The following is a 13,451-nucleotide window of genomic DNA, read 5'->3' as shown; positions in this document are numbered from 1 at the left end:
GGTATCTTTTTTCACTTACTGACAGCCGCTTCCGGGTTGGATCCGAATTGTTCCGTCGTCGGCCAGTTCATAGCTGGTTCCCGTGCTGGTTGTAATCACATCCAGTTTTTCAAACAGCGATTGCTCGTCGAGCTGCGCCGTCAGCGTACAATGGGCAACGGCCTGGGCGTCATACTGCACGCGAATCCCGTAGGTTTGTTCCAGACGCTGAAACACCTGCGCCAGCGGAGTCCGCCGGAAGGCAAACCGGGTGCTCGCTACCCGCTCCCCTCGGGCCACCTCCTCCCTGGCGGGCCGAACGTCGCCCGGATGGTAAATGGCCTGCTGGTTAGCCGTCAGCAGAACCGTTGCCGAGTCGGCGACAGACCGGGCGGCCAACGCCGGACGGAGGTAAACCGCCACGCGCCCCGTTCGAACAACCACGCGGGTATCGGCCCCCTGCGCCGGAGCGTAAATCGTGAAACTGGTTCCCAGCACGCGCGTCGTCAGTGAATGGGCGTGAACCAGAAACGGTTTAGCCGGATTTTTCGCCACTTCAAAAAAAGCCGTTCCGCTCAACTGCACTTCCCGGCTTTGGGCCGCAAACGTTTCCGGAAATTGAATCCGGGCCTTCGTATGAAGCCGCACCAGACTACCGTCGGACAGCCGCACCAACCGGGGTTCGTTTTTGTCGTTAGTCACCTCGATCATTCGAACGGCGGGTTTCTGCGCTACGGCATTTCGCTCCGATTCGGTTCGGTTGTAATTTCTCAGCAGCCAGAATCCGCCCACCAGCAACACCGAGGCCGCTGCACCCGTGAGCGCCCACGAACGGCGCCACCACGATCTACCCAGCCGATTCTGATCCCTATCGGCTTCCGTGTCCTCAACAGCCACCAGCAACCGCTTCACGTTGGCGCTAACGGTTTGATCGGATACGGGGGGCAAATCTCCCTTCGCACTGAGCAGAAACCGGCGGGCCAGCTCGGCGTTCGCCCGGTGGTCGGGATGTTCGGCCATCCAGGTTTCCCAGTAAGCCGTGTCCGTCCCGGTGGGCCGGAATACCCAGCGCCGGAATGATTCGTTTTCGATTAAGTCCTGCGGTTGCACGTCGTTGAGTCGGGTCAAAAGGTCGGCAGCAAGCCGTTTACGCGACGATGAGGAAGATGGGCGAAAAAAGTAACCGTGGTTCTGTGAAATTTTTTCAAAAAAAAGTAACAAACATCCTGGACAACTCTACAATACCGTGAAAGCCAGACGTATACTCTTTTGAAAAAAATCCTAGAAGGTAAATTTTCTGCCGACCGTCGTGTGTCCAGACGACCGTGGGTGTCGGTTTCATTCTATTTTGCGACCGATCGTTTGAAGAGTTTTGCCGAAAAACAAAACACGAGTCCTATGAAATTGACACACTTCGTTTTGATGGTAGCGGGCACCACCACGGCCCTGATGGCGGGAATTTTCTACGCCTTTTCCTGCGCGGTCAACCTGGGTCTGGGCCGCCTGTCGGATACGAACTACCTCACGGCTTTTCAGTCCATCAACCGGACCATTCAGAATCCTGTCTTTTTCGTTGCTTTCTTCGGAGCGCCTTTCTTTCTGTCGCTCAGCGCGTGGCTTCAGTACAGCCGCCCCACGTCCGTGCGTTTCTGGTTGCTGGCTGCGGCTTCGCTGGTGTATTGGGTTGGGGCGTTTGGCGTAACCGTTCTGGGCAATATTCCGCTGAATAATCAACTGGATTCCCTGCAACTGCTGTCGACCTCAGCCGACGAATTAGCCCGGCAACGAGCGCAGTTTGAAGGGCCGTGGAACCGGCTCAATGCCGTCCGATCGGTGGCATCGGCAGCCGCGATGGTGCTTTTCATTTTGGCCTGTTTAAGCCCGGATGAACCGTAACGACCGCTTTGTTAGCTGAAAAGCAGCGCCAACACCGTTCCGACCCAGCCATCCAGCAGCACGTTTCGGCAGTGTTTGCGCAGGGTAAGCAGCGCGTGTTGCAGGTAATTGGCCACCACCTGCCGGTTCAGGCCCATCACGGACGCAATTTCTTCGTAAGAGAGTTCTTCGTAATAGCGCAGGTAGATGGCTTCGCGCTGTCGCCGGGGCAACTGGTCCAGCGATTGTTTGAGCAGGTCCTTTTGCGTTTGCTCGTGTTCGTGGACCAGCAGCAGCCGTTCCGGGTCAAAAATCGGGTTTTCGGCCTCATCCGTTTCATCAAACGCCGTAAACAGATGGTCGCGCCGAACCCGGTGCAGCATGTTGTGACGAACCGCCGTGAAAAGATACGCTTTCACCGATTTAACATCGGTCAGGGCGGTTTTCTTCTCCCAAATCTCCAGAAACAGATCCTGCAGGCAATCTTCGATCAGCGCGTGGTTGGCGGTGAAGCGGGTACAATAGTGGAACAGCGGACGATAATACCGGGTTGCCAAAGCTTCCAGCGCGGTTTTATCGCCCATCCGAATCGCTTGCCAGTAAGTTTCATCCGTATGCGTAAAGCGATGTTCCAAAGTCGGTGGTGCGTGCGGTCTTTAAGCTGAACGTATTAAAACTACCATTTTTTATAGAAATAGTTTTAAATATTTGCACACAGCCCAGCTTAAACGGTTCGTTTCTCCCCTTTGTTCAGATTATTTAGTTTCCGGTTTTCAAACTCGCTGTATTACCTTGATGAATTGAGGATAAATAGTACGAATACCCTATAATCCCCATAATATTGACGAATTGTTTTTATTGGCCCGTTTATTCAGGATATTTGCCCCGCCGACCGTCCACACGTATCTTGCGCGATGCTTGACGAAAATACCGTCCGAAATCTTCTCTGGCTCCTTATTCTTCTGCCGTTTCTGAGCGGGAGCGCCTGGCTATTGGCCGGTCGACGCATCAACGGCTGGGTGGGCGGTGCGGCCGCGGTGCTGACGCTGGTCGGTTTGGGTTTGTCGATCTGGCTAACCGCCCAAACGGGTTCCGAACTTCTGACCCTGCGCACAGAATGGATGGCCGTTCCGGGACGTTCGGTTCCCATCACCTTCCGCGTTGATGCCCTGACGCTGCTAATGCTGGTCATTGTGCACTTCATCGCCCTGCTGGTGCAGGTTTATTCCATCTCCTACGTACACGATGAGCCGGACCGTTACCGGTATTTCGGCTTTCTGAGTCTGTTTGTCGGTTCCATGCTGGGCATCGTTCTGGCCGGTAACCTGATCATGATGTACGCGTTCTGGGAACTTGTCGGCCTTGCGTCGTACCTGCTGATCGGTTTCTGGTTCCGCAAACCCGAAGCGGCCGCGGCTGCCAAGAAAGCGTTCCTCATGAACCGCATCGGCGACGCGGGTTTCCTGCTCGGCATTTTTCTGTTGCTTTTCCAATCCGGCACCACCGACCTGAGCGAACTTCCCGATCTTTTTGTTTCGGAAGGTCGGCTGGCTACGCTAACCGGGCTTTGTCTGTTTTGCGGTTGCATCGGTAAATCTGCCCAATTTCCGCTCACAACCTGGCTGCCCGACGCCATGGAAGGTCCCACGCCGGTGTCGGCCCTGATTCACGCGGCAACGATGGTGGCCGCCGGTATTTTCCTGCTGGCCCGGATTCATTTTCTGCTAACGCCCGACGCCCTGCTAATCATTACGCTCATCGGCACTGTTACGATGCTGATGGCGGCTTATTCGGCGCTGTACCAGACCGACATCAAAAAAGTACTGGCTTACTCCACCGTTTCGCAACTCGGGCTGATGGTCGTCGGCATGGGAACCGGCAACGCCGTTGGCGCGCTTTTTCACCTGACCACCCACGCGTTTTTTAAAGCGGGATTGTTTCTGGCCGCGGGGTCGGTCATTCACGGTATTCATACGCAGGACATGCGCCGGATGGGCGGTCTGCGAAAAGCCATGCCGCTGACCTTCGTGGGCTGGGTGGTTTGTGCGGCCGCGCTGGCGGGTCTGCCCCTGTTCTCCGGGTTTTTATCGAAAGAAGCCATCCTGACGGGAGCCTTTCAGTGGGCGGGTCAGCAAGGCGGCTGGACTTATCTGATTCCCGTCCTGGCGGTCTTATCGTCCGGCCTGACGGCCTGTTACATGGCCCGGCAGGGGCGGCTGGTTTTCTTCGGAGAAGTGCGTAATCCGGAAGCGACCCACCACAGCCCCGCGCACGAATCCGGGCTGATGATGACGGTTCCGATTTTACTCCTGGCGGCACTCTCCATTGGTTTTGTTTTTGCCGGAAACCCGCTCTCCGCCGGACACAGCTGGTTTTTCCGGGTTTTTCCGCCGTTGGGCGAACCCGAAGAACACCTCTGGATTGCAGTTTTGTCGGTCAGCGTGGCTGCGCTGGGCAACTGGCTCGGCTGGCGGATGCCGGTAATCCCGGAATCGACGACGCAAAGCCGCCTGTCGGAGCACAACTGGTATCTCGACGGCTTTTACAAACGGCTGATCGTCCGGCCTTTCGTTCAGTTCTCCCGGTTTTCCTACCGGTTCGACCAGCGGGTTATCGATCAGATCGTCAACCTGATCGGGATGGGGAATGTCGTGCTGGCCCACATCGTCGGCTGGATTGATCGGAACATTGTCGACGGCTTGGTCAACGGGGCGTCGTGGCTGGCCTACCGGCTGGGCGGTCTGACGCGTTCGGTACAAAACGGGCGGGTTCAATCGTACATCGCCAGTGCCGTCATTGGTTTAATCTTGATTCTTTGGTTCTTGATTTAGTCGGTATCCTTACGGCTACCGGCTCCATACTATGTTATCACTACTCATCTTTCTTCCGCTGCTTGGCTCGTTGCTGGTAGCTTTGCTGCCCGACAGTTTAAGAAACACCTACAAGTGGATTACGCTGGCGGTCTGCGTTCTGGAACTGCTGATCTGCGGAGCGGTTTACACGTCCTTCGACCCCGCCCAGGCCAGTTATCAGTTGCTCGAACGCGCTGACTGGATCAGCCTGCCGCTGGGTTCACTCGGTCTGGTATCGATTGATTATCTGGTCGGTGTCGACGGAATCAGTCTGCCGCTGGTGCTGCTGACCGGGGCGGTGATGCTCGTGGGGGCCGTTTCTTCCTGGACCATCGAAAAGCGGTTGAAAGCCTACCATTCGCTGTACCTGCTGCTAACGTCGACCATCATCGGCTGTTTTTTGGCGCTTGATTTTTTCTTATTTTTTCTGTTCTTCGAGTTCATGCTGCTGCCCATGTACTTCCTCATTGGTTTGTGGGGCGGACCGCGCCGGGAGTACGCATCGATCAAGTTTTTTCTCTACACGCTGGCGGGTTCGGTGTTTATTCTGCTGGTGATGATCAGCCTGTACCTGTCGGTAATGGACCCAGTCGAAACGGCGCTTCAGATGGGCATCATCAGCGACCGCTCGGAAGCCACCGCCGAACTGATTGAACAGGTGCAATACCTGCTGGCTGACTACAAAATTCAGCCCCAGCAAATCGTTCATACCTTTGATTTGCGGTACATGACCCACGGCGGCAACTACCTGCCCGATTCGCTGCTGGGGCCGTCCGGTGAAATTGTCTGGCTCGGTATTCCGGCGCGGATGCTGGCGTTTCTGTGCGTTTTTCTGGGTTTTGCCATCAAACTACCCGTTGTTCCGGTGCACACCTGGCTGCCCGACGCCCACGTAGAGGCACCAACGCCGGTATCGGTCGTGCTGGCGGGTGTTCTGCTCAAAATTGGCGGTTACGGTTTTCTGCGCATCGGCTGGGGGCTGTTTCCCGACGGGGCGGCCGAGTACGCCCTGCTGCTGGCGGGTCTAGGGGTCATTTCCATTGTCTACGGCGGTTTCAACGCGCTGGCCCAGGTCGATCTGAAAAAAATGATTGCTTATTCGTCGGTGTCGCACATGGGGTTTGTGCTGCTAGGCATTGCCTCGCTGACGTCGGAAGGGATCAACGGCGCGGTTTACCAGATGGCGAGCCACGGCATCCTGTCGGCGATGTTGTTTTTGCTTACCGGCGTTATTTACGACCGGACCCACGACCGGCGGATCGACAGTTACCGGGGTTTGGCCAGTGCGATGCCGGGTTACACGGCCCTAACGGCCATTGCTTTTTTTGCCTCGCTCGGCTTGCCCGGCTTTCCGGGTTTTGTGGGCGAGCTTTTTACGCTGATGGGCAGCTTTCAATCGCTCTGGTTACCCGGCTGGATGACGGCCGTTGCCACCCTGGGCATTATTCTGGCAGCTGCTTATTTTCTGTGGACCCTCCAGCGCATGTTTTTTGGGACACTCTGGTCGCGCACGGAAACTACCCACCCTCTTCCTGACCTCGACGCCCGCGAACGGCTGATGCTGATTCCGCTGGCGGCCCTTGCTCTGCTGTTGGGTCTTTTCCCCAACCTGCTCTTCAACCTGACCAACGCCACCGTGGCGGAGTGGATTCAGCGGTTTTCGGTGGAGTAGAGCCTTCCCCATCCCAAACCACAGGGGTTAGGGGGTGCAGATCCATTTTGTCAACTTGTCCGGCCAGTAGGTTGTGTTCTGTGGCTAAAAGTTCGTATCATTACTACCTGGTAAATCGACACGAGAGCCAACGGTTTTAGTCCTAAGCCCCATCCTGCTGTTTTATGTTTGTTCTGATTCTTGGCATTCTGGCGCTGATCGTCGGTTTTGCCGTCAATACGCCATCGCTGACCTTCTCCCGATTTTCCCGACCGTTGAAGGTCATCGGGGTTATTCTGATCGTTCTGGGGTTGGCTTCTTCATCGGTTCGCCAGATCGACGCCGGGACGGTGGGCGTGCAAAGTCTGTTCGGGAGTGTTCAAAACCGGATTCTGGAAAGCGGGCTGAACGTGGTGAATCCGCTGGTGTCGGTGACGGAGTTTGACATCAAAACCCAGAATTACACCATGTCCGGGGCGCACGACGAGAGCGGGCAACTGGGCGACGACGCCATCCGGGTTCTGACCGCCGACGGCCTGGAGGTAGTCATCGACTTGACGGTTCTCTACAGCGTGATTCCGACCGAGTCGCCCAACATTTACCGCAGCATTGGCTCCGACTATTCCAACAAAGTGGTGCGGCCCATCACCCGTACCCGCATTCGCGACAACGCCGTTTACTACGACGCGGTTTCGCTCTACTCGACCAAGCGCGATGAATTTCAAAACCGTATCTATAAAACCATCGAATCCGACCTTCGCAAACGGGGCATCATGCTTGAGCAACTGCTGATCCGGAACATCAACCTGCCCGCATCGGTCAAAACCACCATCGAATCGAAGATCAACGCCGAGCAGGAAGCGCAGAAAATGCAGTTTGTCCTGCAAAAAGAACGGCAGGAAGCCGAGCGCAAACGCGTTGAAGCGCAGGGAATTGCTGATTACCAAAAAATCCTGGCCACGGGTCTGTCCGACAAGCAGTTGCAGTACGAGCAAATCAAGGCCCAGCGCGAACTGGCCGCATCGCCCAATAGCAAGATTGTGGTGCTGGGCGGTCGCGGCAACGTTCCCCTCATCCTAAACGACAAATAAAGGCCCATGCGGTTTTGATAGCCCATTCGCGGTTTAGCGCAGTATTACCAATAATTTTATACAACCAACCGATATGCAATCAACTTCTACGGCCACCACCGAACCAGCCGTTGCCCAACCGGCGCCCGTCCGACGCCTGATGTCTCTGGATGCCCTGCGGGGTTTTGATATGTTCTGGATTGCTGGGGGAGAAGAGATTTTCCATGTGCTGGCCAAAACAACCGGCTGGGCATGGGCGGCTGTCCTGGCCGAACAGTTTACCCACGTCGAATGGGACGGCTTTCGGGCGTACGACTGCATTTTTCCGCTTTTCCTCTTCATGGCGGGCGTCTCAACACCGTTTGCGGTCGGCAGTCGGCTGGAGCGGGGCGTCTCGAAAAGCGAGCTGGCCCGTAAAGTCATCACGCGCGGTCTGCTTCTGGTTTTGCTTGGTATTATTTACAACAACGGACTGTTTACCAAACCCATCAGCGACATGCGGTTTGGCAGCGTACTCGGCCGGATTGGTCTGGCCGGAATGTTTGCCCAATTGATCTACCTCTATTTTCCAAACCCCAAAGCGCAGTACATCTGGTTTGGCGGTTTGCTGCTGGGGTACTGGGCCATGATGAAGCTGATTCCGGTGCCGGGATGCGGAGCGGGCGTGTTAACGCTGGATTGCAGTCTGGCGGGTTACGTTGACCGGTCGATTCTGCCGGGCCGGTTGTACCTGAAAGTTCACGATCCGGAAGGGCTGTTTTCCACCATTCCCGCCATCGGCACGGCTTTGCTCGGTATCTTTTCCGGTCAGTTGCTCCGCAGCCAGGGACCCGTTGCCCAGCCTCATCAAAAAACGCTGTGGCTTGGGCTGGGTGGTGTGGCCTGCCTGATTCTGGGGTATAGCTGGGGCTTGATCTTTCCGGTTAACAAAAATCTGTGGACCAGCTCGTTTGTGCTCGTGGCCGGGGGCTGGAGCGTGCTGATGCTGGCACTCTTTTACTGGATTATTGATGTGAAGAAAGTGGGCGGCTGGGCTTTTTTCTTTACTGTCATCGGCATGAATTCCATCCTGATCTACATCGCCGGGGAGTTCATCGACTTCGAATATGCCGCCAAATTCTTCTTTGAAGGTATTTTGAGTTTCTTCTCCGAACCCGTCCGGGCGGTGGGGAGCGTCCTGGCGTTCCTGGCCGTGAAGTGGGCGTTTCTGTATTTTATGTATATAAAGAAGGTTTTCTTGCGGGTTTAAAGAATTGTATCGCGGAGTTTAACGGCGCTTTATAGAGTTGAGCAGAGACTCCGCTTAGCTCTTTTTTACTCCGCTAAACTCCGCGATACAGCTTCTTATTTTTTCTCCAATAACCCCATCGACTTCAGCCAGTTTTCGCAGGCTGTCGGCCAGCCCTCGATGGAGCCTTTACCCTTGGTGCGGAGCGCGTAGCCGTGGCCGCCCGTTGGGTACAGGTGCATTTCGGCGGGGATGTTAAACTTCTTTAGGGCCAGGTAATAGTCGATGCTGTTTTCCACCGGCACGGCTTTATCATCTTCGGCATGAACCAGAAACGTTGGTGGCGTTTTGCCATCTACCTGCAACTCGTTGGAATAGTAAGCCACCTGTTCCGGACTGGCGTTTTTGCCCAGTAACCGCTCCCGCGACCCCGCGTGCGCTTTTTCACCGAACGTTACCACCGGATACATCAGAATCGCAAAGTTGGGTTTGGCTTCCTCGCTGGCCTCCGCCCCCCGGTGGTAGTGCGTCGACAGGGTAGCCGCCAGGTGCCCCCCCGCCGAAAAGCCGATCACACCCAGCCGGTTCGGGTCGATATTCCATTTGGCGGCATGCTGCCGAATCAGTTTCATGCCCTGCATGGCGTCGGCCAGCGGTACTTCGTGCTTGTTGGTCTGGGTCCGGTCGTCGGGCAGGCGGTTTTTCAGCACGAAAGCCGCAATGCCGCGCTCGTTGAACCATTTCGCCATCTCTTCGCCTTCGTGTCCGTAGGCCAGCAGCGCGTAACCTCCGCCGGGGCAGATCATGATCCCGGCCCCGGTCGCCTTGTTTTTGGGGGGCAGGAAAGCCGTTATCGTCGGCACTTTTACGTCACTGATGCGAAGAATACCGTCCTTGCCCGTTTCCGCTTTTTCCTGAACCGCGTCGTTGGGGACGGCATTCAGGACTTGATTGGGGGGCCAGAGGTCGAGGGTTTCCGGTTTTTGAGCCATAGCGGAAGTTGCCAGCAACAAAGCGGCTGAGAGCAGCGCGGGTGTAAAATTCATACGGGTTCAGGAAATGATAGCAGCCGGAGCGGCTACGGTTTTGGTTAATTGCGGGACAAATTAGCGACTTTCCCTTTCAAATACCCAATCACTACGTCCAGACCTTTCTGGTAGTGGTGGTTGTTTGGGATTACAATGTCGGCTTTGGCTTTGTGGGGTTTGATAAACTCCCGGTACGTCGGGCGCACGTGGTACTCCCACTGGTGCTTGATCATCTCGGGCGTCAGAGCGCGTTCGGCCTGATCGCGGCTCATCCGCCGTTCGAATTTGATCCTGTTGGTGGCATTGATAAATACCTTCAAGTCAAGCTGCTGGGCCACATCTTCAAAATGAAATACAAAGATTCCCTCCACAACGATAATCGGCGTTGGTCGAAGAACCAGTTTTTTGGGAGTCGCATTGGGGTTGTTAAACGTGTACTCGTTAGTCTCAACAACCCTGCCCTCGTGCAGCTGCCGGATGTGCTCGGCAAACTGATGATGATCAATGGTTTCCGGCAAATCAAAATTCGGGACGCCGATCTCGTCACGCGGAATCTGGTCCAGCGTTTTATAGTAATTATCCTGCGAAATCAGGCAAATTTCTTCTTCTGAAAAAGCACTGAGCAATCCTTTTAAAAATGAAGTTTTGCCGGAAGCGCTCCCGCCCGTAATTCCGACAATGAATGGTTTATTGGTCATTCTACAAAATTAAAACGTTGGGAGAGAATTACCGCACGACGGCCAATTTACCCGCCACCCCTTCCCGCCCGTCCGGCGTAACGGCAAATACAAAGTAGATTCCCGTTTCGGCGGTCCGCCCGCGGTAGTCGCGCAGGTCCCAGGTAGCCGTGCCGCCCTGCGAACGGGTTTCGTAAACGAGTTGGCCGCCCGCATCCATCACTTTAACAACCGTGTTTTCCACCAGTCCCCGAATGCTCACCAAACCGGCGAAATCGGGCCGGACGGGATTCGGAAAAACCGAAATACCCGAAAAAACCGGAGTCGGTTCGCTGGAGGTGCCGCCGTACGAAACCAGGCCGTTGGGCGTCGCAACAAAGACTTCGCCCCCGGCGGGTTCAATGGCCAGCGCGTTGATCTGATTCGACGGCAGGGGGCTGTTCTGACTGGTAAAATGCTCGACTAACGCCGTGCCATCCTCGTTAAAAAGGTATAACCCGTTGGCCGTCCCGATCCATTTGCGGTTGCCGCCGTCGACCGCCAGCGCCCTGACGGATTCGCCACTCAGCAACCGGCGACGCTCAAAAACGGGCCGGTAAGCGTTGACGGCTCCGGTAAACACTGCCGAAGGATTGTCGAAAACCGCAATTCCGTTGTCGGTTCCGATCCAGATCAAACCGTCACGGTCTTTCACCAGCGAACGCACGTTCCGATCCGGCAAATCACCTTCCCCCGTCTGGTCGTACAAGAGCCGGCTGCGGTTTGTGGCTGGGTCGAACACCTGCATTCCGCCCCCGTTGGACGCGCTCAACCGCGTCCACAAAAAGCCGTTATCGTCAAGCAGAAGCTGCTGAATATCGCCCCGGTTTGGGGCAAACGACTCAAACGAACCACTTTTTCGCCGAACGTGAATTGATGTTTGCCCGACATTCAGGGTTGGCGTTGCCAGCCAGACTTCACCGTTCGGATCAACCGTCAGACTGCTGATGGTGGCCAGCACCCGGTTAACGGCTTCCGGCGGATTCTGATATTGGTGTTGCCACAAGCCGCCCCCGAAACTACCCAGATACGTCCGCCCGTCGGTGGGATTGAAAACGGCCGTCACAAAATCGGTGGGCAGCGAGTTGGTCAGGAAGTTTTGCCAGCGGTTTTCGCGGAACTGGTCGAAACCGCGCCGACGACGCAACGGCTTCAGGTCTTCCGAAAAGCCGCCCGGCAGGGCCAAAACCTGCGCAGGCTGACCGGCCGCCACCAACTGCTGAAACGCATCGGAAGCGGGTCCGTCCGGACTGACGGCTTCAGCCGCCGTTCCGGAAATTCGCAGCAGGCCGGACAGCGAATCGGCCACCCAGAAACTCCCGGCCGCTTCAACCAGTGCCCGGGGTGCGCCCACCAGTGCATTGTTTACCAAACCGCCGGATTCGCGCTGAAGCAGTCCGGGGGCCGTGGCTACCCACTCGGTAGCCGTTTGCACCAACCCCGTGATGGCGGGCACGGCTTTCACCACCGTCCAGCGACCACCCCGGCGCTCAGCAACGCCCTCGCCCGGCACGGCCACAAACAACCGACTACTGACTCCCACGACCGAACGAACGGATGAGCCCGCCGGTAAGGCAACGGTTTTCCAGTTACCAAAAAAAGCCAGATTCACCGCAGGATCAAAACGGGCAGCCAGCAGCCCGCGCGAGGTGGCGGCATAGATGGAATCGTTGGCAAACGCCGTGGCATACACCACCGCCGACGCCCCCTCGGGCCCAATGTTGCGGTAGGTATCCCGGATTTCGACCCGAGCCACATCCAGCACCACAATGCCGAAATCGCAGGACAGGTAGGCGTCATTGCCAACTCGGCCCAGGTGATTGATGCGCTTGCTGCCCGAAATCTGCGCGGCATCGCGTATAAGGGTGATCGTACTCGTTCCGGCAGGTTCGCCGGTAGCGGTAACGGAAAGCAGGTCAATGGTACCGCTGCGATAGGCAATCAGCAATCGTTTCTGGTCGGTTAGGTACGCCAGATAACTTACGCCAAGCTCACTAAAACCGTCGTCACGGCTCAACCGCGTGGCTTCGCTGGCGCCCGCATCGTAATAAAAAAAACCGTTTTCCGATGCGCAGTAGATCTTGTCCTGAACGGCGGCAACGGTTTGGGCGGAAAGAAAACTCGGATGCGTCCGCCAGATGCCGGGCTGCGCGGAGGAGTCAGGAACGAAGAATGGCGAATGAAGGATAATCAGGAAAAACCAGGAAAAAGGTCGGCAGGAAACCGCCCGACGCGCTCGCTTTTGCCACCGGACGTTCCACCTCATAATTCTTCTCTCCTGGCTCTTACTTCATCACTATTCTCATACACCCACTCCTTGCTCACGACCTGGCTGCCCAAGTTGTAGCAACGGCGGCAGCGGGCTTCGTAGCTTTCCGTTTCGCCCAGCAACACCTTTTCTTTGGAAAGGGCCAGACGGTAGGAGTAATTGGCAATGTCTCCGCAAACGACGCAGATAGCGTGCACTTTGGTTACGTATTCGGCGATGGCCATCAACTGCGGCATACAACCGAAGGGTTTGCCTTCAAAATCCATGTCAAGCCCCGCCAGAATGACCCGTTTGCCCCCGTTGGCGAGTTGATTACACACTTCAACTAGTTCCTTGTCGTCGAAAAACTGTGCTTCGTCGATGCCCACCACCTCGCTGTCGCCGGCCAGTTCGAGAATTTCCCGCGTCGATTGCACGGGCCGGGAATGAAGGGCATTGGCGTTGTGCGAAACGATGTTTTCTTCGTGATACCGCGTATCAATCAACGGTTTGAAGATAATAACCTGAACGCGGGCAATGACGGCCCGGTTGATTCGGCGGATCAGCTCTTCGGTTTTGCCGGAAAACATGGAACCGCAAATCACTTCAATCCAACCCGTGCGGAGGTGGGGCGGTTCACGTCGGCGGTTTGGTTCAATAAACATACGTTCGTCGCGTTGAATAGAGTAATTGATTCGCCACAGGGCTTACTTCTTCGGTCTTTCCATCCGCTGGCCTTTTTCCGTGGTGGCAAAAACGGCTCTGGCGATAATTTCAATCAGGGTGGGTCGGAATTTTCTTGGC

11 protein-coding genes are annotated in these 13,451 nt (G+C 56.0%); 5 read left to right on the top strand and 6 right to left on the bottom strand.

All coding sequences use genetic code 11. From position 1 onward, the window contains the following. Positions 1-15: 15 nt before the first annotated feature. Positions 16-1,107: a FecR family protein gene (locus tag OQ371_RS11405; protein WP_265993893.1), complete on the bottom strand. Its 1,092-nt coding sequence runs from the start codon at positions 1,105-1,107 to the stop codon at positions 16-18. A gap of 270 nt (positions 1,108-1,377) precedes the next feature. Between OQ371_RS11405 and OQ371_RS11400 the strand changes: the two genes are divergently transcribed. After that, the gene (locus OQ371_RS11400) at positions 1,378-1,875 is read left to right on the top strand and encodes an anthrone oxygenase family protein (protein ID WP_265993892.1); all 498 of its coding nucleotides are present in this window, start codon (positions 1,378-1,380) and stop codon (positions 1,873-1,875) included. An 11-nt stretch (positions 1,876-1,886) separates the two neighbouring features. Here OQ371_RS11400 and OQ371_RS11395 read toward each other — a convergent pair whose 3' ends face one another. Next, complete coding sequence (locus OQ371_RS11395) at positions 1,887-2,489, bottom strand: RNA polymerase sigma factor (RefSeq protein WP_265993891.1); 603 nt, start codon at positions 2,487-2,489, stop codon at positions 1,887-1,889. A 279-nt stretch (positions 2,490-2,768) separates the two neighbouring features. Here OQ371_RS11395 and nuoL point away from each other — a divergent pair, with 279 nt between their 5' ends. From nuoL to OQ371_RS11375, 4 genes are all read left to right on the top strand, one after another. Continuing rightward, positions 2,769-4,685, top strand: coding sequence for an NADH-quinone oxidoreductase subunit L (nuoL, locus tag OQ371_RS11390; RefSeq protein WP_265993890.1), 1,917 nt, complete (start codon positions 2,769-2,771; stop codon positions 4,683-4,685). A gap of 31 nt (positions 4,686-4,716) precedes the next feature. After that, positions 4,717-6,378, top strand: coding sequence for a complex I subunit 4 family protein (locus OQ371_RS11385; RefSeq protein ID WP_265993889.1), 1,662 nt, complete (start codon positions 4,717-4,719; stop codon positions 6,376-6,378). 164 nt (positions 6,379-6,542) lie between these two features. Continuing rightward, on the top strand, positions 6,543-7,448 hold the full coding sequence (locus tag OQ371_RS11380; protein ID WP_265993888.1) for a prohibitin family protein: 906 nt from the start codon (positions 6,543-6,545) through the stop codon (positions 7,446-7,448). 73 nt (positions 7,449-7,521) lie between these two features. Beyond that, positions 7,522-8,676 (top strand): acyltransferase family protein, encoded by a 1,155-nt coding sequence (locus OQ371_RS11375; protein WP_265993887.1) that lies wholly within the window; start codon positions 7,522-7,524, stop codon positions 8,674-8,676. Positions 8,677-8,771: 95 nt separating this feature from the next. Here the strand turns inward: OQ371_RS11375 and OQ371_RS11370 are convergent, their stop codons facing one another. From OQ371_RS11370 to OQ371_RS11355, 4 genes are read right to left on the bottom strand one after another with little or no spacing between them, the layout of a single operon-like run. Next, on the bottom strand, positions 8,772-9,701 hold the full coding sequence (locus OQ371_RS11370; RefSeq protein ID WP_265993886.1) for an alpha/beta hydrolase: 930 nt from the start codon (positions 9,699-9,701) through the stop codon (positions 8,772-8,774). Positions 9,702-9,745: 44 nt separating this feature from the next. Next, positions 9,746-10,381 carry a uridine kinase gene (gene udk, locus OQ371_RS11365; RefSeq protein WP_265993885.1) on the bottom strand — a complete coding sequence of 212 codons (636 nt, stop codon included), beginning with the start codon at positions 10,379-10,381 and terminating at the stop codon, positions 9,746-9,748. 28 nt (positions 10,382-10,409) lie between these two features. Further along, positions 10,410-12,665 carry a type IX secretion system anionic LPS delivery protein PorZ gene (gene porZ / locus OQ371_RS11360; protein ID WP_265993884.1) on the bottom strand — a complete coding sequence of 752 codons (2,256 nt, stop codon included), beginning with the start codon at positions 12,663-12,665 and terminating at the stop codon, positions 10,410-10,412. Then, positions 12,662-13,312 carry a thymidine kinase gene (locus OQ371_RS11355; protein WP_265993883.1) on the bottom strand — a complete coding sequence of 217 codons (651 nt, stop codon included), beginning with the start codon at positions 13,310-13,312 and terminating at the stop codon, positions 12,662-12,664. The genes porZ and OQ371_RS11355 overlap by 4 nt, the downstream gene beginning before the upstream one ends. Positions 13,313-13,451 lie beyond the last annotated feature (139 nt).

The organism is Larkinella insperata (genome assembly GCF_026248825.1).
GTDB classification, from domain to species: Bacteria; Bacteroidota; Bacteroidia; order Cytophagales; family Spirosomataceae; genus Larkinella; species Larkinella insperata.
The sequence above is the reverse complement of the archived record's forward strand: the minus strand, read 5'-3'. Positions and strand labels throughout refer to the sequence as shown.

Excerpts from the sequence above, each read along its gene's own strand:
- OQ371_RS11400 (WP_265993892.1), top strand. The coding sequence starts at position 1,378 with ATGAAATTGACACACTTCGTTTTGATGGTAGCGGGCACCACCACGGCC.
- nuoL (WP_265993890.1), top strand. The coding sequence starts at position 2,769 with ATGCTTGACGAAAATACCGTCCGAAATCTTCTCTGGCTCCTTATTCTT.
- OQ371_RS11385 (WP_265993889.1), top strand. The coding sequence starts at position 4,717 with ATGTTATCACTACTCATCTTTCTTCCGCTGCTTGGCTCGTTGCTGGTA.
- OQ371_RS11380 (WP_265993888.1), top strand. The coding sequence starts at position 6,543 with ATGTTTGTTCTGATTCTTGGCATTCTGGCGCTGATCGTCGGTTTTGCC.
- OQ371_RS11375 (WP_265993887.1), top strand. The coding sequence starts at position 7,522 with ATGCAATCAACTTCTACGGCCACCACCGAACCAGCCGTTGCCCAACCG.
- OQ371_RS11370 (WP_265993886.1), bottom strand. The coding sequence starts at position 9,701 with ATGAATTTTACACCCGCGCTGCTCTCAGCCGCTTTGTTGCTGGCAACT.
- udk (WP_265993885.1), bottom strand. The coding sequence starts at position 10,381 with ATGACCAATAAACCATTCATTGTCGGAATTACGGGCGGGAGCGCTTCC.
- porZ (WP_265993884.1), bottom strand. The coding sequence starts at position 12,665 with ATGAGGTGGAACGTCCGGTGGCAAAAGCGAGCGCGTCGGGCGGTTTCC.
- OQ371_RS11355 (WP_265993883.1), bottom strand. The coding sequence starts at position 13,312 with ATGTTTATTGAACCAAACCGCCGACGTGAACCGCCCCACCTCCGCACG.